Origin of the sequence: Bradyrhizobium sp. BWA-3-5, assembly GCF_032917985.1 — a bacterium.
GTDB lineage: Bacteria > Pseudomonadota > Alphaproteobacteria > Rhizobiales > Xanthobacteraceae > Bradyrhizobium.
On record NZ_CP136626.1, the window covers coordinates 2,650,776 to 2,675,280 of the forward strand.

Genomic DNA, 24,505 nt, shown 5'->3' on the forward strand with positions numbered 1-24,505 from the left:
CTCTTCCTGTTGGATTACCGGCCATCGCGGATAGCGATTTGGTGGGCCAGATCGCGCGCATCCTCATGCAGGCGATCGTCCAGGGGCGCTTGCCTCCGGGCTCCAAGGTAGTGGAAGCAGGGATTGCCCGCGAGCTGGGCGTCAGCCGAGCGCCGGTACGCGAGGCGGCGCGGCTTCTGGAAAAGCAGGGGCTTCTGGTTGCGAGCCCGCGGCGCGGCTTTTTCGTCCGCAAGCTCGAAATCAGAAACATCGACGAGATCTACGATTTGCGCCTTTGTATCGAGCGGCACGCCGGCGTTCTGGCGGCAAAACGCCTGACGCCGGAATCGCGCGAGGCGTTGCGGCGGCAGATCGATGTGCTGCACCGGACCGCCGATCTCGACGACGCCGCCCGTCAGGTGGAGGAGGACTACCGCTTTCACCGGCTGATTTTTGAGATTGCCGATAACCGCCGGCTGCTGCGGCTGTTCGATGATCTTGCCGCGGAGCTGCGCATGGTCATTGGCCTGATCGGCCGTCTCTATGATGACCCGCATGAGATCGCGCGGACGCACGAGCCGCTGCTGGCGGCGATCGAAGCCGGCCATCCCGAGCGCATCACCGCGCATATCGACTATCATATCGGCCATGCCTGGCGGGAGGTCGGCAAGCTGGTCCGAGAGCTCACGCCGGCGATCGGCAATGCTACTGAGCCGCCGAGCGGCATCCTTTCTCCAACCAACGGAGTAACCGTGTGAAGGCCGTCTACACCGAACTGCATCGCAGCCACGACCCGCAATTCTTCCTGGTGCGTGGCGTGATCAAGCGCACCACCGAGCAGCCCGAGCGCGCCGATCGCTTGCTGGCGGGGTTGAGGGCCGGCAAGCACGCGCTGGTCCAGCCCACCGTGTTCGGTCAGGGCCCGCGGGCGCGCATCCACAGCGCCGAATATCTGCGCTTTCTGGAGGAGGCCTGGGACGCCTGGGTCGCGCTCGGCGACTCCGGCGCGGAGATGATCCCCAACGTCCACCCGGTTCGCTACGGCGCGACCTATCCGACCCATATCGTCGGCCGCCTTGGCTGGCACGCGGCGGATACCGGCGCTCCGATCGGCAAGGGCACCTATGCCGCCGCCTGTGCCGCCACCGATGTCGCGACGACGGCGGCGCAACTCGTCGTGGACGGCGAAGACGCGGTTTATGCACTGTGCCGGCCGCCTGGGCATCATGCCTATGCCGACATGGCCGGCGGTTTCTGTTTCCTCAACAACAGCGCGGTGGCAGCCGCCCACCTGCGGCTGGCGTATGAGCGCGTCGCCATTCTCGATGTCGACGTGCACCATGGCAACGGCACGCAGGGCATCTTCTATGAGCGGCCGGACGTTCTCACCGTGTCGATCCACGCCGACCCCGTGTTCTTCTATCCGTTCGTCTGGGGATACGCGCATGAGCGCGGCGCGGGTCCCGGCCTCGGCGCCAACCTGAACATCCCGTTGCCGAAGGGCACCGGCGACGACGACTACATCAAGGCGATCGGGGAAGCGGAAAAAACCATCCGCGCCTTCGCGCCCGGTGCGCTGGTGGTGGCGCTCGGTCTCGATGCCTCCGAGCACGATCCGCTCGCCGGTCTTGCCGTGACCACGGCCGGCTTCCGCCGCATCGGCGCGGCGATTGCCCGATTGGGCCTTCCGACGGTCTTCGTGCAGGAGGGAGGTTACTTGTCCGACATTCTCGGCGCCAATCTGACCGCTGTGCTGGGTGGCTTCGAAGAGGCGCGTTAGCTAGTTTTTTGGTCGATCGCCTGCCAGAGCGCCCCTTGACAGCTACTGTGCATGGGGTTGTTTTCGATATTTACTCGATCACGATGCGCGGCGGTGGCCGATGCGCCGCGCCGGTGACGACCGACGTCCAGATGTCGCGGGCGATGCCGACATACCGCCTCGCGTGGATGCCGTCGGGTTCCATCGCGACGATCGGGCGGCCATCGTCGGAGGTTTTCCGGATCTGCAGGTCGAGCGGGATTTCGCCGAGATAGGGAATGCCGCGCTGCTCGGCCTCGGTGCGCGCACCGCCATGGCCGAAGATCGGCGTGATGTGGTTGCAGGTCGGGCAGCAGAAGCTCGACATGTTTTCGATCAGACCGAGAATCGGAATGCTCACCTTCTCAAACATCGCGATGCCGCGCCGGGCATCGATCAGGGCGATGTCCTGCGGCGTCGAGACGATGATCGCGCCGGCGAGCGGCACCTGTTGCGCCATGGTGAGCTGGGCATCCCCGGTGCCGGGCGGCAGATCGACGACGAGAATATCGAGATCGCCCCAGGCGACTTCGCGGAGCATCTGCGTGATCGCCGAGATCACCATCGCGCCGCGCCAGATCATGGCGCTGTCTTCCTCGACCAGAAAGCCGATCGACATCACCTTGACGCCAAACCGCTCCAAGGGTTCCAGCATGCGCGGGCCGAGTTGGCGCGGCTTGCCGCGCAGTCCGAACAGTTTTTGCTGCGACGGACCGTAGATGTCGGCGTCGAGAAGGCCGGTCTTTAACCCCAACGCGGCGAAGCCGAGTGCGAGGTTGCAGGAGGTGGTGGATTTGCCGACACCGCCCTTGCCGGAGGCGACCGCAATGATGTGTTTGACGCCGGGAATGCCTGATGCTTTCGACGTCGCGCGGGCCTGGGGACCTGGAGGGGGTGCGGACACGGACGGCTTACGATCCAAGCGGATCGTCCTTCTTCACATTGCGCGCACGTAAGTAATCTTCGGTCGACATCACGGGCGGGCGCTGCGCCGCCGCGTGCGGGTCGAAACTCTCGTTCACCACTGCCTCGACGCGGCAGTCCGCGCACATCTTGATGACGTCGAGACGCCGTGCGTTGGCCCCTTGAAACATCCAGTGCTTCTCGCCGAGCTTTGCCAGCACGCGGTCGATCGAGCTCTTGGTCCCGAACGGTTTTCCGCAGGCGATACAGTTGAACGGCTCTTCCTCCTTCAAGACGCGCTGCGGCGAATTCCAGGCCTGGAAGTCGAGCCGTGGCTCGATGGTGATCACCTTCTCGGGGCAGGTCGCCTCGCAGAGCCCGCATTGCACGCAGAGGCTTTCAGTGAAGCGCAGCATCGCGCGATCGGGATTGTCTGAAAGCGCGCCGGTCGGGCAGGCGGTGACGCAGGCGTGGCACAGCGTGCAGCCCTCGACATTCAGCTTCACGGTGCCGAACGGCGCGTCCGGGGCCAGCGGCACCACATCGACCGGTGCGGGGGCGGCGAGGTGAAGCTCGCGGAACGTCGTCTCCAGCACGCCGCGCTTCGCACCGCGCGGCACGAAGCCGGCCGGATTCTGCGACGCGACGCCGCGCGGGGCGGCATCCAGCATGGCGCGCAACTGGTCGGGATCGTCGGTCTCGATGATCCCGATTGCGCCGGCGCCAAAGCCGAGCGCCGATACGATTTGATCGGACGTATCGACGGCGCGGCGAAGGGCAACAATATCGTGCCGGGGCTTTGCGCGTGTGACTAAAGCAACGCCGCTGCCGCCATAGGCAAAAACGGCAGCGATCATCTCCGGCCCGAGCTGCGTCACTTCGTCGACGCGCAGTGGCAGCACATTCGCCGGCAAGCCGTCGCCGAACCGCGCCAATGCATCGATAATCTCTTCGCCGTGCTCGCCGTCGTGAAACAACACCACGGCGTCGCTCCCACCGGCCTTGCGGTAGGTCTGCAGCAGCGTCCGCAGCCGCCGCATCAGCGCGTCCACGCTCGGCAGCGCATAGGAGGCCGCGCCAGTCGGACAGACCGATGCGCACGAGCCGCAGCCCGCGCAGACATTGGCGTCGATCGCGACCGCGTTGCCGTTCGGTGTGATTGCGCCGGTCGGGCACAGGTCGAGACAGCGCGTGCAGCCGGTGATGGATGAGCGCGAATGCGCACAGAGCGACGGCTCGAAATTGACGAAACGCGGCTTGTCGAAGGTGCCGACGAGGCTGCCTGCCTCCGCGATCGCGCGCTCGACAGCGGCCTTGTCGCGCGGATCGGCGCGCACATAGCCGGGTCGTAGCTCATGCGCGGGAAACAGCGGTGTGCCGCCGGAGAGATCGAGGATCAGATCGCACGTGGATTTTGCGCCGTCGCGCGAAGCGCCGAACACGAGCTTGCTGCGCGACGAAGGTGAGGGCAGCGCGTAGTCGTCAATGGCAAGTTCGAACTGGCCGAGATGCCCTCGGGCGTTGCGGATCGTGCCTTTGAGAACGGGAAATTCGTTGGTGCGGCGCGGCTGCACGTCCCCGGGCTTGCTCAAGAGCACGGTGATGTCGAGCCGATCAGAGAGCCGCTGCGCTGCTTCGATCGCAACGTCGTCCCGGCCATAGATCAGGGCAACGCCGGAGCTCTCGAGCGTCACCAATGACAGCGGGGGCATCTGTTCGCCGGCCGCGGCAATCAGCGCGGCGGCTTTCGGGCCGGCCGCCGCGGCATCCTTCGACCAGCCGCCGGTCTCGCGGATGTTGACGAAGGTGAGCTCGGCCTGCGGGGAAGTTTCGGCGACTTCGCGAAACAGCGGTGCTTCCTGGGTGCAGGCAACCGTGATTGGGGCGCCTGTGGCAAGCGCCTCCTTGAAGCGATCGAGGTCGAGCCCGCAAAGCTGATTGGCCTGCGTGACCTTGGCCGTGCAGCCGCGAGCGATCGCCTCCGCATCGAGCGGCATGGTCTTCTCGCAACTGCAAATCAGGAGGCGAGACGTCGCCGCACTCATATCGAAATACCTTAAACCCGATGCACCGGTCGGATGGTTGCTTCTTCCTATGTTTCTGCGGTAACCGCTCGGGCGGATATCTGCAAGCATGAAGGTCGCTCGCGCCGCTGGCCTACGCCGGTTAGCATACACAGGCCGCCCGTGACGCAATGAGGAAATAGTTATTCGTGATTGCTCGTCCAGGGGATACGGAACAGACGCTCGATCTGCCGCCCGGTTATACTTTGGTCGCGTTGCGCGAGCTCGGCGACGCCTTTGCCCATGCCTGCGGGATCGCGGCGGAGGCGGGGGCCGGGACGCTGGTCTGGGTGCGACGTTACGACCTTGTCGAGTTCGCCGTGGTGCTCGAACCTGACGAGCCGCTGAGGTCGGCGCGCCGGGCGTTGTTTGCCGGGATGAACGCGCTGGCGGATGCGATTGCCGCGCATTGTCCGCCGGAACGGGAGGTCACCTTCGACTGGCCGGATGCCGTCAGGTTCGATGCTGGTCTGCTCGGCGGCGGGCGGCTGGCCTGGCCGACGGATTGTGCCGAAGATCAGGTTCCGCCATGGCTCGTTTTCGGGGTGATCCTGCGCGCCGCCGCCATGGCACATGTTCCGGAGGTGCAGGTCGCCGCGGGCGTGTCACTGCTGAGCGAAGGCTTCGAGATGGTCGACACCGACGCGATCATCGAAAGCTTCAGCCGCCACTTGATGACCGCCTTCGATCGTTGGAAGGAGCGCGGCTTTGAGGCGATTGCACGGGACTATCTGGAGCGGCTTCCCAAGAGCAAAGCCGGCGAGCGCCGCCGCATCGACGTCAACGGCGATCTTCTGGTGAGCCTTCCGAACAGCCGCGGCGCGCCTGATCGAACCAGCCTGGTGGATGCGCTTGGGCGCGCTGATTGGTATGATCCGCAGGCGCGCGGTCCGAAATTCGGTTGAGGCGGACATGCTGAAGTTTCCGCGAACCATCAGGCTGGACCCGTCGGATACGTTCGTCTTCGAACGCGCGGCGGAACCCGGCGAATGGGCAGTGTCCGGCGCCTTCGTATTCTGGAACCGGGATTTGACGGCACTCGGGCCGAAGCAGCGCGTGGCGTTGCGATCTGGTTTTCTCGGCATCGACAGTCTGGGATGGTCGACGCTGGCCATCGTCACCGAAGCAACGGAAGCCGAGCGGCAGGCGATGATCGCGCGGCTCGCAAGCCAGCTCGTGGAGAAATTCGGGGCGCCTGGTGCGGAGGCCGCCCGGCACGCGGCGGAGGAGGAGGTCGCGTTCGCCGCCTCGCTCTGCGAACATCCGCCGCAGACCCTGCTTGCCGTTCAGCGCAGCATCGAAGAAGGCGAAATCCGCGAGCGCTTTCGGACCTTGAAACCGCGCGCCGCTGCCGCAGATGCTGACCGGTTGCACGCCCATGCCCGCGCCTTTACCTTCCATGAAGTGGAGGGCGATGATGAACCTGCCGAAGAGGTCGATCTTCTCGGGCTAATCAGGACTGACGCGGGCAGCAAGGATCATACATGACGGATCGTAGATGAGAGAATTCTGGGTCGCCTCGGGCCATCATCTTACGCGCCGCGCCGACCACGGCGGCCTTGTCGCGACGCCCGAACTCATCATGGCCTATCTGGCGCGGCCCGAACTGATGCCGCCAGCCGATGCCTGCGACGCCGAGCGCGCCCTGCATGCGAGCCTGATGGCCGATCCGCTGCGCCCGGTCACGAGCACCGAGATCGCTGCGCTTGCCGACGCCGACGCGCGGGAAAACTGGTCGTTCATGATGAGCTTCCGTGACCGCCTGATGGCGGCGCCGTCGCTCGAGGCGGTCTATGTCGCGCTGGCGCGCAAGGGGGCCGGCGACCTGCCGCCGATCTTCGTGTCGCAATTATGTCATCTGATCCTGCGCAATGCGCTCGAAGGCTGCGACGACCCATATATATTGCGTGCAGCAGAGCTGTTCTATCGGAGCCAGCTCGCCGCGCTTCATGAGGGCACGCTACTGCTCGCTGACGCCGAGGTGATCGAGGCGGAGCAGCATGCCCAGCACGACCTGCATTCATCGCCGTTGACGGCCATGCTGCAGCAGCCGAAGTCGTTTGGCGAGATGGACGTCATGGACGACGACAATGCCTGGACCTATTGGTCGAGGTCGGATGCGCACGCGATGGCCATGAATATCGGCGGCAACGCCAAGGCGCGCGCCGGACTGTGCCGGGTCATCGAACGCTGGATCGGCCATCTGCTCGGCGTCACCGTCAGCGTCGAAAACATCGCGGCGATCGAGGACCGCGACTGGCGCTGGTTTGTCGGCCTCGACAGCGAGGCAACGCGGATCGGCAATGCGCTGTGGCGCGGCGAACGGCTCGAAAACAGCGTTGCCGAGCGCATCGTCGCCCTGATGCGCCTGACCTTCGAAGACACGCGGCTGGTGGACGAGCGCGTCGGCGACAAGCCGGTCTATCTCATCCTTGCCATGGGCGCCGACAAGGTGGTGAGATTGAAGCCGCAAAACCTGGTCGCGGGGCTGCCGCTTGCGGCGGCCGCGAATGTCACGTGACTCGTCATCAGAAGGAGGATCGTGCATGGCAATGATCGAATTGTCCGTGAAGTCGGCATGGAGCTGCTGAGTTGAACTCCCCCGCGACACCCTTGTTGCGCATTCCAGCAGGCGTCGTTATCGAACGCCGCAAGGCCGATTCGCCATGGATTGACTTCGTCTGGCGCGGCGTAGGCGTGTTGCCGGATGAACCTGAGATGAAGCCTTGGACGCTTTTACGCGAGCAGGATGAGACGGCGATCTACTATGCCGGCAGCGCCACCGTCGATCTCTACCGGTCCGAAACGGAGCGCTATCGAGATAACCTTGCGTCCGGATCGCCCAGCATCTGGGTCGTGTTGAGCCCTTCAGAAGGAACCTGGCCCTACGCGGTTTTGGCGGCCACCGCCGACCCCGCGGAAGGGGAAGCGTTCACCATATCCGGCGTCAATCTTGTCGAAGCGGTGCCGATGCCCGAAGTGTTTCGCGAGGCGATTGAAAAGTTCATTGGCGAGCACCACATCGAACGAGAATTCTTCAAGCGAAAGCTGGGCCGCGCGGATCCGGAAGCGCTCGCGCGGCGGCATCAGGAAGGCGGGCACGAATGAGCGACGAGGAATTCCTTGCGCGCTGGTCTCGCCTGAAGCGGGAGACGAGGGTCGGCGAAGAGGTTTTGCAGCCGACCGAACCGACGCAGGCGCCCAGCCCGGCCCCTCCCGCCAATGCAGTTGAAGATCCTGAAGCGCCGGAAATCGATCTGTCGACCTTGCCGCCGATCGATTCGATCGAGGCCGGCACGGACATCGCGGCATTCCTCCGCAAAGGGATTCCACAGGAATTGAGCCGTGCGGCGCTTCGTCGCGCCTGGACCGCCGATCCCGCCATACGGGACTTTATCGGCCTTGCGGAGAACGCCTGGGATTTCAACGATCCGAATGCGATGCCTGGATTCGGACCGCTCGACTGTTCAGAGGCAGAGCTTAGCGGGCTCGTCGACCGAATCGTCGGAGGTGTCAAGAAGGCCGCCGAGGCGCTCACGGACCCACTCGCAGAGGTCAAGGAAGTCGAGCGGTCGGCTTCTTCCGGGCGTGATCCTGCGAAAGAGCCGAATCCGAGAGAAGCGATAGGCGCGCCGAGCACGATGGAGGAGTCCACGCTGGCTGAACCGGTGATCGTTTCTGCTGCGTCGCAACCATCGCCCGCAGAGACAAGCGACAGTCCTTCCGTTCGGCGCCGCACACACGGCGGTGCGCGACCTCGCTAGCTTGCGACGAAATGCTATAGGCTCAGACTATACCTATCGATTGACCACCCGGGAACCCGCGTTTAGAATTCTTCCAACTAAACGAAATCAAGCGCTTGGCACCTGGGATGGAGGTCCTCATGCGTGATGCGGGCCTAGAGCGTGCCATCGATGCGGCAGGCGGCGTTGCTCAGCTCGCCCGCAAAATTGGCATTGCACAGCCTTCGGTCTCAACTTGGAACAGAGTTCCGGTTGGAAGGGTGATTGCGGTGGAGACCGCGACCGGCGTGCCGCGTCAACAACTTCGTCCCGATCTCTATAGTGAGCTCGCTGTGCCTGGTAATGATGTCGATCCCGTCGACGCCGCTCGCGCGCGGGAATACGAACTGCTTGCCGTATTGCTTTCCTGTCCGCCATCGAACGCCTTGCTGCGTGAGATCGCGCATTTGCGCGGCGACGCAACGCCGCTTGGTCGCGCCCATGCCGCCTTGGCCGAGGCCGCATCTGACGTCGTGACGAGCGGCGTCGAGCGCGAATATTTCGATCTGTTCGTCGGTCTCGGGCGTGGCGAACTGTTGCCTTATGCGTCGTACTACTTGACCGGCTTTCTCAACGAACGCCCGCTTTCCCGTCTCCGCGATGATCTCGCCGCACTCGGCATCGAGCGCGTCGAGAACAATTTCGAACCCGAGGATCATGCGGGCATCTTGTGCGAGATCATGGCTGGATTCGCGGCTGGCCGTTTCCCGGCATCGGCAGAAACCCAGCGCGCTTTCTTCGACAAGCACGTCGTCTCGTGGATGGGGCGCATGTTCGCCGACATGGAGCGGGCAACGAGTGCGAAGTTTTACAAATCGGTCGGGACGCTCGGCCGAGTATTCATGCAAATCGAAGCTGAGGCTTTTACCTTCGCCAACTGACCAGGGGCGCTGGTCCGGGAGAGATGCGATGAAGAACGAGAAGAAAACGACAGTTGGTCGCCGCGATTTCTTGCGAACGGTCGGCGCGGGCGCGGTCGGCGCCGGCGCGACGCTGGCGACACCATTGATCGCGCCCGCGCATGCCGATAGCGAGAACAATGATGAAAAGCGCAAGGCGCGCTACAAGGAAACCGACCACGTGAAGGCCTTTTACCGCGTCAATCGTTATCCGGCTTGAGGAGGCGATCGTGCTGATCAGGAGAACAGAACAACGTTCCGAATCCGGCCGTCGCGGATCAGTTGCACAGGCTTTGTCGGGGCAGGGCGGCGGCGGTCTCGATCGCCGTGCTTTCTTGCGCCGCTCCGGTCTCGCCGGCGGTGCGCTGGCGGCGCTGAGCACGCTGCCGGTCGGCAGCGTCCGCAAGGCGGAAGCCGCCGCGGCCGGTCCGCTCACTTCGGGAGCGACCGTCCGCAAGAGCATCTGCACGCATTGCTCGGTCGGTTGCACGGTGACCGCCGAGGTGCTGAACGGGGTCTGGATCGGCCAGGAGCCGAGCTGGGAATCCCCGATCAATCGCGGATCGCATTGTGCCAAGGGCGCATCGGTCCGCGAGCTGGTCCACAGCGAGCGCCGGCTTCGCTATCCGATGAAGCTCGTCAACGGCCAGTGGACGCGCGTCTCGTGGGAGACGGCCGTCAACGAGATCGGCGACAAGATAACGGCAATTCGCGAAAAATCGGGCCCCGATTCCGTCTACTGGCTGGGATCGGCCAAGATGACGAATGAGGGCTCCTATCTGTTCCGCAAGCTCGGCGCGTTCTGGGGCACCAACAATACCGATCATCAGGCGCGCATCTGCCATTCGACGACCGTCACCGGTGTAGCCAATACCTGGGGCTATGGCGCGATGACCAATAGCTTCAACGACATCCGCAATGCGAAGACCCAGATCGTGATGGGCGGCAATCCGGCCGAGGCGCATCCGGTATCGATGCAGCATCTGCTCGAGGGCAAGGAGCTTCAAAAGGCCAATTTTATCGTCATCGACCCACGTATGACGCGAACCGCGGCTCACGCGACCGAGTATGTGCGCATGCGGCCGGGCACCGACATCCCGGTGCTGTACGGCATGATGTGGCACATCCTCAAGAATGGCTGGGAGGACAAGGAGTTCATCAAACAGCGCGTCTACGGTTTCGACGAGCTCCGCGAGGAAGTGGAGAAGTGGAATCCGGAAGAGGTCGAGCGCGTCAGCGGCGTTCCCGGCGAACAACTCAAGCGCGTCGCCAAGCTGTTTGCGACGGAAAAACCGGCAACACTGATCTGGGCCATGGGCCAGACCCAGAAGACCGTCGGTACCGCCAACGTGCGGGCGAGTTGCATCGCCCTGTTGATGACCGGCAATGTTGGCAGGGCCGGCGCCGGGGCCAACATCTTCCGTGGCCATGACAACGTGCAGGGAGCAACCGACGTCGGGCTCGATATCGTCACGTTGCCGTTCTATTACGGCCTTGCGGAAGGCGCCTGGAAACATTGGTCGCGCGTCTGGGAAGTCGATTATGAGTTCTTGAAGTCGCGCTTCGACTCCAAGCAGATCATGGAAACCCCCGGCATCCCGCTCACCCGCTGGTTTGACGCAGTGACGCTGCCGAAAGATCAAGTCGCGCAGAAAGACAATGTGCGGGCGGTGTTCGTGCAGGGACATGCCAGCAACAGCATCACGCGCATTCCTGAATCCCTCAACGGCCTGAAGGCGCTCGAGTTGCTCGTCATCGCCGACCCGCATCCCACCACCTGGGCCTCGCTCGCCGTGGAGGCGGGACGCAAGGATGGCGTCTACATTCTGCCGGTCGCCACCCAATTCGAGTGCAAGGGTTCGCGCGTTGCCTCGAACCGCTCGCTGCAGTGGGGCGAACAGATCGTCAAGCCGATCTTCGAATCGAAGGACGATCTCGAGGTGATCTATCTGATGGCGAAGAAACTCGGATTCGCCGACAAGATGTTCAAGAACATCAAGGTCGAGAATAACCTTCCGGAAGCCGAAGATGTGCTGCGCGAGATGAATCGCGGAAGCTGGTCGACCGGCTATTGCGGGCAATCGCCCGAGCGGCTCAAGGCGCACATGAAGAACCAGGCGAAGTTCGACATGCTGACGATGCGGGCGCCCAAGGACGATCCTGAGGTCGGCGGGGACTATTACGGACTGCCCTGGCCGTGCTGGGGATCTCCGGAAGTCAAGCATCCTGGCACGCCGCTGCTCTACAACACCAATCTCGCGGTGATGGACGGCGGCGGCACGTTCCGGCCGCGTTTCGGCGTCGAGCGTGAGGATAAGCTTCCAGACGGCTCGACGCGAAAGGTCAGCCTGCTGGCGGATGGGTCCTACTCCAAGGATTCGGAGATCAAGGATGGCTATCCGGAGTTCACGTTGGCGAGCCTCAAGAAGCTCGGCTGGGACACGGACTTGACCGAGGCCGAGATGGCGGTCATCAACAAGGTCAATCCGGCCAATCCCGACGCGGTGTCGTGGTCGCTCGATCTATCGGGCGGAATTCAGCGTGTGGCTCTCAAGCACGGCTGTGTTCCGTACGGCAATGGCAAGGCGCGCATGAATGCCTTCGGCTTGCCGGACCCAATCCCGGTGCACCGCGAGCCGATTTACACGCCGCGCGTGGATCTGGTGGCGAAGTATCCGACGCGGCCGGACGCCAAGCAGTTCCGCGTGCCCAACATCGGGTTCTCCGTGCAGAAGGCGGCGGTTGAGAAGGGGATCGCAAAGCAGTTTCCGCTCATCCTCTCCTCGGGTCGTCTCGTCGAATATGAGGGGGGCGGCGAAGAGACCCGAACCAACCCATGGCTCGCAGAACTGCAGCAGGAGATGTTCATCGAGATCAGCCCGGCCGATGCCGCCGAACGCGGCATCAAAGACGGCGGCTGGGTCTGGGTCACGGGCGCCGAGAGCAGTTCCAAGGCCAAAATGAAGGCGCTAGTCACCGAGCGGGTCGGCAAGGGTGTGGCCTGGATGCCCTTCCACTTCGGCGGCTGGTTCGGAGGTAAGGATCTTCGTGACGCCTACCCGAAGGGCACCGATCCGATCGTTCTCGGTGAAAGCGCGAACACGATAACCACCTACGGCTATGATCCCGCGACCGGCATGCAGGAGCCCAAAGTCACTCTTTGCCAAATCGCGGCGGCATAAGGAGCAACGACCATGGCACGTATGAAATTTCTCTGCGACGCCGACCGTTGCATCGAATGCAACGCCTGCGTCACCGCCTGCAAGAACGAACACGAGGTGCCCTGGGGCATCAACCGGCGCCGCGTCGTCACCATCAACGACGGCAAGCCGGGCGAGCGTTCGGTCTCGATGGCGTGCATGCATTGCACCGACGCGCCCTGTGCGGCGGTTTGCCCGGTGAATTGCTTCTACACCACAGCCGACGGCGTCGTGCTTCACTCCAAGGACCTGTGCATCGGCTGCGGCTATTGCTTCTACGCCTGTCCGTTCGGTGCGCCGCAATATCCCAAGGTCGGCAATTTCGGCTCGCGCGGCAAGATGGACAAGTGCACCTTCTGCGCCGGTGGGCCCGAGGCTGACGGCAGCAGGGAGGAGTACGAGAAGTATGGTGCGAACCGTCTTGCCGAGGGCAAGCTGCCGCTATGCGCCGAAATGTGCTCGACCAAATCCTTGCTCGCGGGCGACGGCGACATCATCGCTCAAATTTACAAAGAACGCGTGATGAAGCGCGGATACGGCTCCGGGGCGTGGGGCTGGAAGACCGCCTATCGCGAGACGATTGAGTCCTGAGGACAGCGTCGGCCGCGATCGCGCAGATATCGGGGAGAGGGACCTATGGCGTCGTTTGCAAGATTGATCCGCCTCACGATCGGTGCGTGGGCCTTTCTTCTGTTGGTCATCGCGTTGCCGGCGCCATCGGTTGCCCAGCAGGTGAATCCGACCGCGAGCTCGGTCAAGGAGCAGCAGCTCTTGCAGGAGCTGAACCGGATCAACGGTCGCGTCAGCATTCCCGATCAGCGTTCTGGCGTGCTCGTACAACCCGCCGGTCGCGATTGGCGGGAATTCCGTAATGTGACGCTGCGGTGGATCGGCGGCATCGCCATCCTGGGCATGCTGGCCGTGCTTGTGATCTTCTATCTCAGCCGCGGCATGGTCCGGCTAGAGAGCGGTCGCTCGGGGCGTACCATCGTGCGCTTCACGGCATTCGAGCGCTTCGTGCACTGGGTGACCGCGGCCTGTTTCATCGTTCTGGCCATCTCGGGACTGAACATCACGTTTGGTCGTCCGCTGCTCCTGCCACTCATTGGCTTCGAGGCGTTTTCCGAATGGTCGCAATGGGCGAAATATGCGCACATCTATCTAAGCTTCCCGTTCACCATCGGCGTTGTGGTGATCTTCCTGATCTGGATCGCCGGAAATATCCCGAACAGGGTGGATGTTGATTGGCTCAAGCGAGGCGGCGGCATCGTCGGCCACGACCATCCACCGGCCTATCGCTTTAATGCCGGACAGAAGGCGATTTACTGGATCGTCATCATCGGCGGCACTGCCGTTGCGGTAAGCGGCTATCTCTTGATGTTCCCGTTCTACCTGTCCGGGATCGAGGGAATGCAATGGGCGCAAGTTGTTCACTCGATCGTGGCGGTGCTGTTCGTGGCCGTGATGCTGGCGCACATCTACATCGGCACCATCGGCATGGAAGGGGCCTTCGAGGCGATGGGCAGCGGCACGGTCGATGTCAATTGGGCCAAGGAGCATCACGCGCTCTGGCTCGAGGAAGAGCAGGCTCGCGCAGGTGGCGCGCCGCGGACCGCGCCGGCCGAATGAGCCGGCCGGGTCAATATTTGAGGAAGTGCCATGAAAGTCTTTTTTGCGGCCCTGGTGTTTGCGGCAATTGTCGCGGCCGGAATGTCGATGGTGCTGAATTCGGTTCAGCGGCCGAGCTATGAGGCCTTCGCGACGGGCAGCGCCCGGGTTGGCGATCCCGGCCACAACCTTGTCGGTCCCGGTTGATCGGGCCTGGAGCGTCGCGTGAGCGGACCTGATATGTCTGTGGCGTGGCCGGTCGAAATCCGCCTGCCGAAGAATCGCCGCACGCTGCGGGTTAGCTTTGACGACGGCAGGACATTCGATCTCCCTGCCGAATTGCTCCGGGTGACCAGTCCGTCTGCCGAAGTGCAGGGGCATTCCGAAGCCGAACGCAAGACGGTCGGCGGCAAGCGCAATGTCGCCATCCTTTCGGTCGATCCTGTCGGCAACTATGCCGTCAGGTTGGGGTTCGACGATATGCATTCGACCGGCATCTATTCCTGGGCATTTTTGCGCGATCTCGGCGAGAATACGGAGCGGCGCTTTCAGGACTACCTCGACGATCTTCAGGCCAAGGGCCTCGACCGCGATCGACCGGGCGTGCGCTGAGGCTGATGCGGATGGTGCAGGGCGCGAACGCGTTGCCGGCCAAACGAGGCCGGTTCGCGCTTCTGACCGCGGTGGCCTTGATCGTGCTGCCCATCGGAGTAACGGCCGCCTTTGCGCAACTGCGCGGCCATGGCGGGCCGGTGCGGGGGCTGGCGATTTCCGCGGACGGGCAAAGTGCGATATCCGGCAGCTTCGATTCGACCGCGATCCGCTGGTCCCTGACGCGCAATGCGGCCGAGCAGGTGCTTCGTTTTCATTCCGATGCCGTCAATGCAGTGGTGTTACTCGCAGACGGGCGCGCGGCGACCGCAGGCGCCGATGGGCGCATTGCGATCTGGACCTTTGGAAGGACAGAGCCCGACGCGGTGCTCGAGGGCCACACGGCGCCGATCGTCGCGCTGGCGGCATCGCCCGATGGCACTGCGCTGGCATCCGCCTCGTGGGACCGCACGGTGCGACTCTGGCCGCTCGCCGGCGGGGCGCCGCGCGTGCTCGACGGGCATACGCAGAACGTCAACGGCGTGGCGTTTACCGCCGATAGTCACGCTCTGATCAGCGTCAGCTACGATCTGAGCGTTCGAATCTGGCCACTGTCGGGCGCAGAAACGCCAACCGTCGTTCCGATGCCGACCCCGCTCAATGCCGTGGCCGTCGGTCCCGATGGTGAGATCGCGGTCGGCGGCGCCGACGGCAAGGTTTACTTTCTGACAGACGCGGGCGCGCGGACCGGCGAGGTCGCGGCCGGGCCGAGGCCCGTGATCTCGATTGCGATCTCGCCTGATGGCGCGCAGGTTGCCGCCGCGAGCATCGGCGGAGCGGTGGGCGTCATCGATCGCAAGGCGCGCAATCTGGCGCGCACGCTGGTCGGGCCCGGGCTGCCGGTTTGGTCGATGGTCTTCATGCCCGACAGCCGCACTTTGCTGACCGGCGGCGCCGACAACATCATTCGCCGCTGGAACGCGGCGACGGGTGAGCCGATCGATCCGATTCTTCTGGAGACGGCAGGTGATCCGCTCGCCGCCTATGCCGGCGACCGGGGTGCGGAAATCTTTCGCGCCTGTGTCGCCTGCCACACGCTCGCCGCGGACCAGGGCAACAGGGCGGGACCGACGCTGGCCGGCATATTTGGTAGGCGCATCGCCACGGCCCCGGGCTATAATTTTTCCGAAGCGCTCAAGCATCTCGACATCGTTTGGACGCCGGAGACAATTTCAAAATTGTTCGAGGTTGGCCCGCAGGCCTACACGCCCGGCACCAAGATGCCGGAGCAGCGCATCGGTTCGGAGCAGGACCGCGCGGCCCTGGTGCAATTCTTGGAGCGCGCGACCAGGCGATAAGCGTCAAGGCGGCGATTACTCCGCCTTTTAATGTTTCGCGGGCGGTGTCGAGAAGACCAGCGACATATCCTCGAACTCCTCGATCGGAAGCCTGGTTACGCCCGCGGAGGCCGGAGATTTCTTCGACAGCGCAACGCCGGTGGTTACCGTCGGACCATAGGAAATTGAGTACGAACGCATCGTGGTTGCAATAGCGAGCAGGGCGACTGCCACGAATCCGGAAATCAACAGGCGCTTCATGGAAAACTCCGCTGGTTCGAAATGCAGTGTGACTTGTGCCATCCGCATTACGGCCAACGGTCATTCGTGAATGTGGCCTGAATCACCTATCACGATCTTGTTTTTGCGATGTCCCGGTTCCACTGCCGGGCCGGCGTTTATCTCAGGTTGAATTGAAGAGAGGCTGCCAGCTGTCGTTTTGCCAAGTCGTGGCATCGATACGTGCGTGCAGCGTGAACTGCTCACGGCGTTGAACGACGGCCAGTGCGCGGATTGAGTGGGCCGGTCGGCGCACGGCGCAGCGCTTCCGGCAGAAATTCCTCGTCTGCGGCGGGCAGGGCGCTGGAGCGCACATCCGCCGCGGACTGGGCGCGCTCGTGCGCGGATTGGTTGTCATCGAATTTTCGCTTCACGTCGACGCCATCGACGGGATCGTTGACGCCGTGCTGAACGTCTCTGAAGTCGCTCATGGTCGCTCCGGAGGTTTTGGCAGTTTCCATGCACGCAAAACGCGGATGAAAGGACCGTGTTCCGCGGCCGCCAGGCGCAGCAGGCTAAATTGAAACGTTGAAACTGGAACTGCCGGTGCCGCGCCCGATTGACTCGCAAGGCGATCGCGCGATGGAGCGACAGATGACCGATAGCACGGTGAAGAAAGTCTCCAGCAAGACTGCGCCCAAAGGAAAGATGGGTCAGACCTATCTTGTTTCCGGCAAGCGTCTCTCGATGCGGATGTGGGAAAACGAGCCGCCGCAGACTGACGTTTCCGACAAGCGGGATTACGAAACCGTTGGTTACGTCATGAAAGGGCGCGCCGAGCTACTTATCGAGGGGCAGACCATAAAGCTCGAGCCGGGCGATTCCTGGCTCGTACCCGCGCATGCCGAACACAGCTATCGCATTCTTGAGCCGTTCACGGCCGTTGAGGCGACGGCGCCGCCGGCGCAAGTGCACGGCCGCGATGAATGACGGCGTCGTCGTGGGGACAAACTGATCGGGAGAACGAGATGGGACTTGAATCGCTTTACTTCGTCGGCGCGCTCGTACTTCTGACGGCGCTCATTTATGGCACGCTGAGCTACCGTTACCGCAACCGGGCGGCAACGCGGGTCGGAGAAGAAATCACGCGGGAGCGATACCGCCAGAACCAATCATAGAGCCGAATTCTGGCATGACCGGCCGGAGGGCGAGTGCGTTCACGTGCACTACTGTGGGCTGCGAGAATCCTTGACACCAAGCGCGGTCTTGTTGCCGGCGTCGCGGCCTGGCACGCTGACGTGTACCTCGTGGCCTTCGCGGATCGCGAGAGATGCTGCGGCAACCGCCGCCTCGAAAGCCGCTTCCTTTGTATCGTAGCTGTGCGGCGCGTTTCCGTCATGGAGGACCGTCCAACCGTCCGGCTTGGAAACGATCATGTACTCCGCCAATCCCATTGTTGCCTCCTTGCTATCAGCAAGAGCAACGTGGAAGCCCGTTTCCAGGTTCCGATGACAAGCGCTGGGGAACTCAGCTCTTCGGTGGACGCCCACGCTTCGCGAACGTCAATCCCTGCATGTTGGCCGCGTTCTGAAGGAGCCCCGCACGTTTCAGCGCTTCGCTTCTAGCCGGGCCCTGAGGCATGGCACGCGCTTGCTCCAGCGCCGCCAGCGCTTCGAGATGCAAGTCCCGGCTCGGTCGATCGTCGCCTTTCTTCTTGTCCATTCAAAAAGTTTAAAAGGCGGCGCGATCGGCTGTCTGCTCGGTTCCCGACGTTGGAACTCTGCTGTGCACAGGAACTAAACTACCGGTTTTCCGCTTCCCCCATACAGGAGGTGACCGATGAGCAAAGAAAAGCCAACCGATGATCCGCGTCAGCGGAACGACTGGGGTTCGCACCGTCAGACCGACAAGCCCTGGAAGGAGAAGCCGGAGAAAGATCAGAGATCGGGACCGGTGAAGCCTGATCTGGAGCAGTGGCAGGAGACTAACACGCATTAGCCGGCCGCAGCGTAATGATTGGAGACCCGCGGATGCTTGAAGAGAAATTAAAGGAAGCAATCGTTGCGGAGCTGAAAAGGCAGGCGGCGAATGATCCGCAGTCGCTGAGCGTCGAGCAATCCGAGGGTCTCGTCGTGCGCGGCAAGATCGACCTCGACGATCTAACGATGGTGATTGCTGGCGCCGTGGCAGGAGGGCCCTGACGGCTCTGCGTCGCACGCGCAGGAACGGAGACTGGCGGCGGACGTTTTCCTCGAAATGACTTGGAAGCTGAAATGACAGAATTACCGCTGCCTTTACTCATCGAGAGTTCGATTGAAATCGCCTGGGATTATTTGGAGCGCACCGGGGAGTTGGGGGACGCGATGGCGGCGGGCCGCTTTCTCAGCGATGTAATCGAGGTGATGGTGCGTCGCGGCGAGCGGCGGCGATTGATGCTCGCCAACAAGGCCATCACTGCCTATCAGCAGTTCAGGCGACAGACCGAACATCCGATCCTCGCCTCAGCGTGATGCCGTTCCGGTGTTAGGAACCCTTTGCGCGAGCGCTTGTTGAAGGAGGTCTTCAACCAAAGGAGTTTCCTCATGAAGAAAACGATCCTGGCTTGCGCCTGCGCCCTGCTGCTGTCGACCGGCGGCGCGTTCGCACAAATGCAGCCCGCTCCGGGCGGCGCAGCGCACGGTGACGTCGGGCCCGGCACCAATGGCACGATGAAAAATACCCATCTGAAAAATACCCATATGAAAAAGGGAACGACGACGGGCATGGCCAGCGGCAAGATGATGAAGCCCGGCAGATCGTCCAGCGCGCCTTCCAGCAGCGGCAATGTCGGACCGGGCACCAACAACAATGCCGGCCCGCAACCTGGTGGCAAATAGTCCCCTGTCGAATGCCGTTATCCGTGGATGGATGGCGGCATTCGCCGCTTGATGGCCGGCGCGTCGAGGGCTCATGAGAATCGAAGGCGAGAGCGTACGGGTCTGCGGCATTGACGTCATTGCTGACGCCAAGGGCAAGCTTATCAGCGTGCGTTACGAGCAACGCCGGCGAGACGGTGAACAGCAAACGCGCAAGCGCGAGATCTACGACAACGGCAACTCGGCCGTCATTCTTCCCTACGATCCCGAGCGAAAGACCGTGCTGCTCACCCGGCAGTTGCGCCTGCCGATCTTCTTGCAGGACGGGACCGAGCGAACCGTGGAGGCTTGCGCCGGAAAGCTCGACGGGGAGGAGGCCGAACGGCGCATTGTGAAGGAGATGCAGGAGGAGCTCGGTTACAAGGTCTCGCACGTCGAGCGGCTGTTCGAACTCTATGTCAGTCCCGCCGCAATCATGGAAAAGGTCGTTCTCTTTACCTGCAAATATTCGACGGCGAACAAGGTATCCGGCGGCGGCGGGCTCAAGGATGAGGGCGAGGATATCGAGGTGGTCGAGACCACGCTTGAGCAGGCGGCTGCAATGGTCGCGACCGCCGAAATCGTCGATGTAAAGACGGTCGTTCTAATTCAATATCTGCGCGATCGCGTCCGTCTATAAAAACGGCTTCCCGCCGGTGACCGCGATCGTGGCTCCGGATACATAGCTGGAAAGCGGATCGGCCAGCATGACGTAAGCGGTCGCCAACTCGACAGGCTGGCCCGGACGCTTCATCGGCACCTGCTTGCCGAAATTCGACACGGAATCCTCTGGAAGCGTGGAGGGAATAAGCGGTGTCCAGATTGGCCCCGGAGCGACCGCGTTGGCGCGGATGCCCTTGTCGGCCAGCATCTGCGCCAATCCTGCCGTGAAGTTGTGGATCGCTCCCTTGGTCGTCGCATAGGCCAGCAGGCTCGGGTTGGGCACATCCGAATTGATCGATGCGGTGTTGATGATGCAGCTTCCGGGCTTCATATAGGGCACGGCGGCCTTGGTGAGATAGAACATCGCGTGGATGTTCACCTTGAAGGTCAGCTCCCATTCTTCGTCACTGATCTCGTCGATCGATTTGAAGCTCGCCTGGTGCGCGGCGTTGTTGACGAGGATGTCGATGCCGCCGAGGTCCGATACGGCTTTCGCAATCACGGCGCGGCAGTGATCGGCCCTTTGGATATCGCCTGCAACAAGAAGGGCCTTGCGACCCGCGTCGGTCACCAGCCGCTCCGTTTCCCTGGCATCGTCATGCTCATCCAGATAGGAGATCAGGACATCTGCGCCTTCCCGGGCGTAGGCGAGGGCGACGGCGCGGCCGATGCCGCTGTCGCCGCCGGTAATCACCGCTTTCTTGCCGTTGAGCCGGCCGCTGCCTTTGTAGGAAGCTTCGCCATGGTCCGGCAGCGGGTTCATGGCCCCCGTCTTGCCCGGCATGGGCTGATGCTGGCTGGGAAAGGGCGGACGCGGATAATGCAGCATTGTCGTTCTCCGGTGGATGCGCGGCCGGCGCGATCTTGGCGTGGCTAGATCGTGGCGCGGCTAAGTCAGTCGATCGAGGTTTCCAAGTGGATTAAGGCTGCCGGGTTCCTTGTCGTCTTGCTCGCTCCCGCGTTGTTCAGCCTTGGCTTCTTCTCGCAGCTTTCCGTCGCCGAGGACCTCGGCAATCGCCTCCTTGGCCTTGCCTTTGGCCTGTCGGGCGGCTCGTTTGATCGTACCCATGGTGATGGCCTGCGTGCGGTGTAGCTTCGGTCCGCACTAATGTTCGATCGGAGCCATCGTTCCTGGGGCGCGTGCGGTGCCGGCGCTCTCATCGCCGGCTGCACGGGAACGTTGCGAACCGTCTCGGGCTTGGTTCTGCACGAAAGGCGACAACCGCAATGTCAGGATTTGAGCCTAGGGATCTCGACGCGTTGATCGTGGGTGGTGGGCCGGCCGGGCTGACCTGCGCGATCTATCTGGCGCGCTACCGACGTAAGGCCGTGATCGTCGACAGCGGGCAAAGCCGGGCAGCGCTGATCCCCGAAACGCATAATTATCCGGGCTTTGCCGACGGCATTGGCGGCCCGAAATTGCTGGAGGCTCTCACATTGCAGACGAAGATCTACGGCGTCGAGATCATCAAGGATCGGGTTACGGAGTTGCAGTTCAGGGGCGACTTCGAGGCGAGATATTCGCGAGGCATAATCAGAGCCAAAAGGGTCGTGATGGCCAGCGGATTGGTCGACCGCGATCTCGGCGATTCCGTGCTGCGCGCGGCGGTCCCAGACGGGCTGGTTCGATATTGCCCGATCTGCGATGGCTTCGAGGCCTCCGACCTGAGCATCGGCGTCCTCGGCAGCGCCAACGATGTCGGCACGAAGGCGTTGTTTTTGCGCACCTATTCCAGGCATGTCACACTGATGACGCTGGATGGCGCGGAGTGCCGCGAGCCACTCGCCCGTGAACTGTCGGAAGCGGGCGTTCGCGTTCTCGCTGCGCGCGCGGTGAGCTTCCGCAGGCAAGACAAACAGATGATCGTGTCGCTAAGCGATGGGACATCTGAGGTTTTCGATGTGATCTATCCGGTCCTGGGCTGTGAGGTTCGTTCCGAACTGGGCAGGAAGCTCGGCGCTCGTCATAATGAAACTGGATGTCTCGAAGTCGATGCCTGCCAGCAGACGAATGTCCCGGGATTGTACGCTGTTGGAGATGCGGTTTCTGATCTGCACCAGATCGCAGTAGCAACGGGTCATGCCGCGGTCGCAGCCACTCACATTCATAACAGCCTGCCGCGCAATTTTCGCTGATGGTGGAGGCAGTGGCTTAGGGCTGATCCTTGACGTCCATCTCGGCCAGCGGGCCAACGGCCGGGGCATTGAGCGGGGTCCCATCGAAAGCGAAGTGAGAGCCGTGGCATGGGCAGTCCCAGCACGTTTCGAAGGAATTCCAGTGCAGGTGACATCCGACGTGCGTACAAGCGGCCGAGCGGGCATAAAGCTTGCCGTTCTCGTCGCGATAGGCGGCGATCTTGCTCAGGCCATCGCGTATGATGGCGCCGTGTCCGGCCTTCAACTCGCTCACGGATTTCAGTTCGCCAGGCGCGAGGTATTCAGCAAAATTCTTCAGCGGCGTCACATTCTCACTCAGGTACGTGCCGATGCCCGCCGGCGTCTTCCGTGAAGGCTCATAGACGTCGACCCATTTGCATTCGCGGCCCAGGATCAATGATGAATTGATCATGGCGCCGACCACGCCATGCGTGATGCCCTGGCCGGAATCGCCTGTATGCACATAGATGTTATTGTTTCCCGGGTTCCTGCCGATGAAGGCGGCATGGTCGATGGTCTCGAGAACCTGGCCCGACCAGCGATGGGTGACTTGCTGCGCGGCAGGGACGAGGTTGCGCGTCCAGGCCTCAAGTGCCTGAAACCGCACCTCGGCGTCGTCGGCTTCGCCGCTCTTGTGATCGGCGCCACCGACGATGAGATAGTCGGTGCGATCGTCGCCCGGCTGAAGCCGCACGTAGTGATAGGGATCAAGCGTGTCCCAGTACAGGGCGTCGGGAATCGCGCCCTTCGGAATCGAGAATGCCATGGCATAGGTGCGGTAGGGCGCCGTTTTCGTATGCAGAGCAAACCGGTCGACGATCGGCGAATTCGTCGTCACCACCGCCGCGCCGGCGACGACCTTGCCGCCGGCCGCTGAGACCACGACCTTGCCGTCGTCACGCTCTTCGATGCTCTCGACGGCCGTATCTGCGTGAAACGTGCCGCCCCTTGCCTGGATGACGGGAACAAGGCCCTTCAGATATTCAAGAGGGTGAAACGTGCCCTGGCGCGGATAGCGCAAAACGTGCTGTTGCTCGCAGTGCGCAAGAGGGACGCCGACTAACCGGTGGACGGGAATGCCAATCTTGCGAGCCGCATCCAGCTCATCCTCAATGATCTTGGCATCGGTATTGACCGCCTGGAAGAGATATCCATCCAGACGACGGAAACCGCAATCGATGGATTCCTTGCTCTGTATCTGTTCAATGCGGTCGATCGCTGCCGCCTGACTTTCGTAGAACCGGCGCGAAAGGTCTTCGCCGCGTCGTTCGGTCATCACTGAGGTGCCGTCGTCGCATGGCGCGCCGAGATGCGCCGTGGTCCGCGCCGTCATACCGCCCGCGATTTTGCCGCGATCGATCACGAGGACACGGGAGCCTTCAAGGGCGAGTTCATAGGCGGTGGATACTCCGGCGATGCCGGCGCCGACGATGACGACGTCGCATTCGGCATCACCACGCAGCTGTGCCGCGTTGGGAGCTACCTCGACGTCCATCCATATGGACGTGCTGCGCCGATCGGAAAAATGGCTCATCCCGAAACCCGATAAATCAAGAACTGTCTCGAAGGGCCAACGGCAGATCGACACCTTGGTTCCTTTGGTTCCGCCGGCGACTCGGCGGTCACATCAACTCGATCAATCGCCGGGCATCGGCCGGTGCGGCGCTCTTCTGGTCGTTGTCGAAATAGACGAAGACGTCACATCCCTGTCGCTTCCAGGATTTGATGCGGCGCGCCCAATCACCGAGAGCGGCGTCGCCGTAATGATCCTTGTAGCGGCCCTGTGGCCCGTGCCCGCGGACATAGACGAAATCGGCCGTACGCTTCCACGGCGCCGGCGCGTCATGATGATCGGAAATGCAGAGCGAGATGTTCTGTTCATGCAGCAGGCGGAAGATCGCCGGTTCATACCAGCTTGGGTGCCTGAACTCAAAGCTGTAGCGGCGCTTCTTCGAGAGCAGCTTGAAGAAGGTGGCGAGGCGATCGGCATTGACCTTGAAATTCGGCGGCAGCTGAAACAGCACTGGCCCTGCTTTCTTGCCGAGCAGCGACAGGCGGCTCTCGAGCAGCTCGAGACTGTTGACCGAATTCTCCGATAGCCGCTTCCAATGGGTGATGAACTTCGACGCCTTCCAGGCGAATACGAAATCGCGGTCGGTCTGCGCGCGCCAGCCTTTGACGGCTTCCGGCGTTGGTGTCCGGTAAAACACGCCGTTCAATTCGGTTGTCGGAAACTGGCTGGCGTAGAACTGCAATTGCTCCTTGAGCGGCAGTCCCTTGGGAAAGAACGGCCCGCGCCAGGAGTCATAATGCCAGCCTGATGTGCCGATCAGGACCTGTGGCATCTCTCGGTGCTGATCCGCATCAGCGCTTTCATCGTCGAGGTTCTCCGCATTGATCGTACATTGGTCG

33 protein-coding genes are annotated in these 24,505 nt (G+C 62.6%); 23 read left to right on the top strand and 10 right to left on the bottom strand.

The annotated features are described in order from the left end of the window. Positions 1-41: 41 nt before the first annotated feature. Complete coding sequence (locus RX331_RS12515) at positions 42-737, top strand: GntR family transcriptional regulator (protein ID WP_317258104.1); 696 nt, start codon at positions 42-44, stop codon at positions 735-737. Next, positions 734-1,759 (top strand): histone deacetylase family protein, encoded by a 1,026-nt coding sequence (locus RX331_RS12520; RefSeq protein WP_317256861.1) that lies wholly within the window; start codon positions 734-736, stop codon positions 1,757-1,759. Before RX331_RS12515 ends, RX331_RS12520 begins: the two co-directional genes overlap by 4 nt. 70 nt (positions 1,760-1,829) lie before the next feature. Here the strand turns inward: RX331_RS12520 and RX331_RS12525 are convergent, their stop codons facing one another. Both RX331_RS12525 and RX331_RS12530 read right to left on the bottom strand, forming a co-directional pair. Beyond that, positions 1,830-2,681 carry an Mrp/NBP35 family ATP-binding protein gene (locus tag RX331_RS12525; protein WP_410708188.1) on the bottom strand — a complete coding sequence of 284 codons (852 nt, stop codon included), beginning with the start codon at positions 2,679-2,681 and terminating at the stop codon, positions 1,830-1,832. A 7-nt stretch (positions 2,682-2,688) separates the two neighbouring features. Further along, positions 2,689-4,725 carry a 4Fe-4S binding protein gene (locus RX331_RS12530; protein ID WP_317256862.1) on the bottom strand — a complete coding sequence of 679 codons (2,037 nt, stop codon included), beginning with the start codon at positions 4,723-4,725 and terminating at the stop codon, positions 2,689-2,691. A gap of 167 nt (positions 4,726-4,892) precedes the next feature. On the opposite strand from RX331_RS12530, the gene RX331_RS12535 reads away from it, so the two are divergent. From RX331_RS12535 to RX331_RS12595, 13 genes are all read left to right on the top strand, one after another. After that, the gene (locus tag RX331_RS12535) at positions 4,893-5,648 is read left to right on the top strand and encodes a biotin/lipoate--protein ligase family protein (RefSeq protein ID WP_317256863.1); all 756 of its coding nucleotides are present in this window, start codon (positions 4,893-4,895) and stop codon (positions 5,646-5,648) included. Between the two features lie 7 nt (positions 5,649-5,655). Next, complete coding sequence (locus RX331_RS12540) at positions 5,656-6,231, top strand: DUF6505 family protein (RefSeq protein WP_317256864.1); 576 nt, start codon at positions 5,656-5,658, stop codon at positions 6,229-6,231. A 10-nt stretch (positions 6,232-6,241) separates the two neighbouring features. After that, a complete protein-coding gene (locus RX331_RS12545; protein ID WP_317256865.1) occupies positions 6,242-7,264 on the top strand; it encodes a DUF6352 family protein in 1,023 nt (340 codons plus the stop codon). A gap of 71 nt (positions 7,265-7,335) precedes the next feature. Further along, the gene (locus tag RX331_RS12550; RefSeq protein ID WP_317256866.1) at positions 7,336-7,851 is read left to right on the top strand and encodes a DUF3305 domain-containing protein; all 516 of its coding nucleotides are present in this window, start codon (positions 7,336-7,338) and stop codon (positions 7,849-7,851) included. Further along, a complete protein-coding gene (locus tag RX331_RS12555) occupies positions 7,848-8,507 on the top strand; it encodes a DUF3306 domain-containing protein (RefSeq protein ID WP_317256867.1) in 660 nt (219 codons plus the stop codon). Before RX331_RS12550 ends, RX331_RS12555 begins: the two co-directional genes overlap by 4 nt. A gap of 119 nt (positions 8,508-8,626) precedes the next feature. Further along, entirely contained in the window at positions 8,627-9,406 is a 780-nt protein-coding gene (locus tag RX331_RS12560) for a molecular chaperone TorD family protein (RefSeq protein WP_317256868.1), read from the top strand. Positions 9,407-9,434: 28 nt separating this feature from the next. Further along, positions 9,435-9,644: a ubiquinol-cytochrome c reductase iron-sulfur subunit N-terminal domain-containing protein gene (locus RX331_RS12565; protein WP_317256869.1), complete on the top strand. Its 210-nt coding sequence runs from the start codon at positions 9,435-9,437 to the stop codon at positions 9,642-9,644. A 10-nt stretch (positions 9,645-9,654) separates the two neighbouring features. Beyond that, a complete protein-coding gene (locus RX331_RS12570) occupies positions 9,655-12,606 on the top strand; it encodes a formate dehydrogenase subunit alpha (protein WP_317256870.1) in 2,952 nt (983 codons plus the stop codon). Between the two features lie 12 nt (positions 12,607-12,618). Next, positions 12,619-13,215: a formate dehydrogenase FDH3 subunit beta gene (fdh3B, locus tag RX331_RS12575; RefSeq protein WP_317256871.1), complete on the top strand. Its 597-nt coding sequence runs from the start codon at positions 12,619-12,621 to the stop codon at positions 13,213-13,215. 45 nt (positions 13,216-13,260) lie between these two features. Then, positions 13,261-14,253, top strand: a complete 993-nt coding sequence (locus RX331_RS12580) for a formate dehydrogenase subunit gamma (RefSeq protein WP_317256872.1) — start codon at positions 13,261-13,263, stop codon at positions 14,251-14,253. 30 nt (positions 14,254-14,283) lie between these two features. Then, entirely contained in the window at positions 14,284-14,439 is a 156-nt protein-coding gene (locus RX331_RS12585) for a hypothetical protein (RefSeq protein WP_317256873.1), read from the top strand. Between the two features lie 33 nt (positions 14,440-14,472). Next, entirely contained in the window at positions 14,473-14,844 is a 372-nt protein-coding gene (locus tag RX331_RS12590) for a DUF971 domain-containing protein (RefSeq protein ID WP_317258105.1), read from the top strand. 11 nt (positions 14,845-14,855) lie between these two features. Further along, the gene (locus RX331_RS12595) at positions 14,856-16,181 is read left to right on the top strand and encodes a c-type cytochrome (RefSeq protein WP_317256874.1); all 1,326 of its coding nucleotides are present in this window, start codon (positions 14,856-14,858) and stop codon (positions 16,179-16,181) included. A 27-nt stretch (positions 16,182-16,208) separates the two neighbouring features. Here the strand turns inward: RX331_RS12595 and RX331_RS12600 are convergent, their stop codons facing one another. Then, positions 16,209-16,421, bottom strand: a complete 213-nt coding sequence (locus tag RX331_RS12600) for a hypothetical protein (protein ID WP_317256875.1) — start codon at positions 16,419-16,421, stop codon at positions 16,209-16,211. 221 nt (positions 16,422-16,642) lie between these two features. Continuing rightward, the gene (locus RX331_RS12605) at positions 16,643-16,870 is read right to left on the bottom strand and encodes a hypothetical protein (RefSeq protein WP_317256876.1); all 228 of its coding nucleotides are present in this window, start codon (positions 16,868-16,870) and stop codon (positions 16,643-16,645) included. A 97-nt stretch (positions 16,871-16,967) separates the two neighbouring features. Between RX331_RS12605 and RX331_RS12610 the strand changes: the two genes are divergently transcribed. After that, positions 16,968-17,369, top strand: a complete 402-nt coding sequence (locus tag RX331_RS12610; RefSeq protein WP_317256877.1) for a cupin domain-containing protein — start codon at positions 16,968-16,970, stop codon at positions 17,367-17,369. Positions 17,370-17,407: 38 nt separating this feature from the next. After that, a complete protein-coding gene (locus tag RX331_RS12615) occupies positions 17,408-17,557 on the top strand; it encodes a hypothetical protein (RefSeq protein ID WP_317256878.1) in 150 nt (49 codons plus the stop codon). 48 nt (positions 17,558-17,605) lie between these two features. Here the strand turns inward: RX331_RS12615 and RX331_RS12620 are convergent, their stop codons facing one another. Together RX331_RS12620 and RX331_RS12625 are read right to left on the bottom strand one after the other, a co-directional pair. Continuing rightward, entirely contained in the window at positions 17,606-17,833 is a 228-nt protein-coding gene (locus tag RX331_RS12620; RefSeq protein WP_317256879.1) for a DUF2188 domain-containing protein, read from the bottom strand. 73 nt (positions 17,834-17,906) lie between these two features. Continuing rightward, positions 17,907-18,101: a hypothetical protein gene (locus tag RX331_RS12625; protein ID WP_317256880.1), complete on the bottom strand. Its 195-nt coding sequence runs from the start codon at positions 18,099-18,101 to the stop codon at positions 17,907-17,909. Positions 18,102-18,218: 117 nt separating this feature from the next. Here RX331_RS12625 and RX331_RS12630 point away from each other — a divergent pair, with 117 nt between their 5' ends. The 5 genes from RX331_RS12630 to RX331_RS12650 all read left to right on the top strand — a co-directional run bounded on the left by RX331_RS12630 (position 18,219) and on the right by RX331_RS12650 (position 19,913). Continuing rightward, positions 18,219-18,377 carry a hypothetical protein gene (locus RX331_RS12630; protein WP_317256881.1) on the top strand — a complete coding sequence of 53 codons (159 nt, stop codon included), beginning with the start codon at positions 18,219-18,221 and terminating at the stop codon, positions 18,375-18,377. A gap of 32 nt (positions 18,378-18,409) precedes the next feature. Further along, complete coding sequence (locus RX331_RS12635; protein ID WP_317256882.1) at positions 18,410-18,580, top strand: hypothetical protein; 171 nt, start codon at positions 18,410-18,412, stop codon at positions 18,578-18,580. A 60-nt stretch (positions 18,581-18,640) separates the two neighbouring features. Continuing rightward, positions 18,641-18,889, top strand: coding sequence for a hypothetical protein (locus RX331_RS12640; protein ID WP_317256883.1), 249 nt, complete (start codon positions 18,641-18,643; stop codon positions 18,887-18,889). A gap of 72 nt (positions 18,890-18,961) precedes the next feature. Beyond that, positions 18,962-19,255 carry a hypothetical protein gene (locus tag RX331_RS12645; protein ID WP_317256884.1) on the top strand — a complete coding sequence of 98 codons (294 nt, stop codon included), beginning with the start codon at positions 18,962-18,964 and terminating at the stop codon, positions 19,253-19,255. A 73-nt stretch (positions 19,256-19,328) separates the two neighbouring features. Beyond that, positions 19,329-19,913, top strand: a complete 585-nt coding sequence (locus RX331_RS12650; RefSeq protein ID WP_317256885.1) for an NUDIX domain-containing protein — start codon at positions 19,329-19,331, stop codon at positions 19,911-19,913. On the opposite strand, the gene RX331_RS12655 is transcribed toward RX331_RS12650, so the two are convergent. Both RX331_RS12655 and RX331_RS12660 read right to left on the bottom strand, forming a co-directional pair. Beyond that, positions 19,908-20,765: an SDR family oxidoreductase gene (locus RX331_RS12655; protein ID WP_317256886.1), complete on the bottom strand. Its 858-nt coding sequence runs from the start codon at positions 20,763-20,765 to the stop codon at positions 19,908-19,910. The genes RX331_RS12650 and RX331_RS12655 overlap by 6 nt on opposite strands. 60 nt (positions 20,766-20,825) lie before the next feature. Next, entirely contained in the window at positions 20,826-21,005 is a 180-nt protein-coding gene (locus RX331_RS12660) for a CsbD family protein (protein ID WP_317256887.1), read from the bottom strand. A 158-nt stretch (positions 21,006-21,163) separates the two neighbouring features. Between RX331_RS12660 and RX331_RS12665 the strand changes: the two genes are divergently transcribed. Continuing rightward, positions 21,164-22,072: an NAD(P)/FAD-dependent oxidoreductase gene (locus tag RX331_RS12665; RefSeq protein ID WP_317256888.1), complete on the top strand. Its 909-nt coding sequence runs from the start codon at positions 21,164-21,166 to the stop codon at positions 22,070-22,072. A 16-nt stretch (positions 22,073-22,088) separates the two neighbouring features. Here the strand turns inward: RX331_RS12665 and RX331_RS12670 are convergent, their stop codons facing one another. Together RX331_RS12670 and RX331_RS12675 are read right to left on the bottom strand one after the other, a co-directional pair. Next, positions 22,089-23,627 (bottom strand): FAD-dependent oxidoreductase, encoded by a 1,539-nt coding sequence (locus RX331_RS12670; protein ID WP_317256889.1) that lies wholly within the window; start codon positions 23,625-23,627, stop codon positions 22,089-22,091. Between the two features lie 88 nt (positions 23,628-23,715). Continuing rightward, complete coding sequence (locus RX331_RS12675) at positions 23,716-24,438, bottom strand: DUF72 domain-containing protein (RefSeq protein WP_317258106.1); 723 nt, start codon at positions 24,436-24,438, stop codon at positions 23,716-23,718. Positions 24,439-24,505 lie beyond the last annotated feature (67 nt).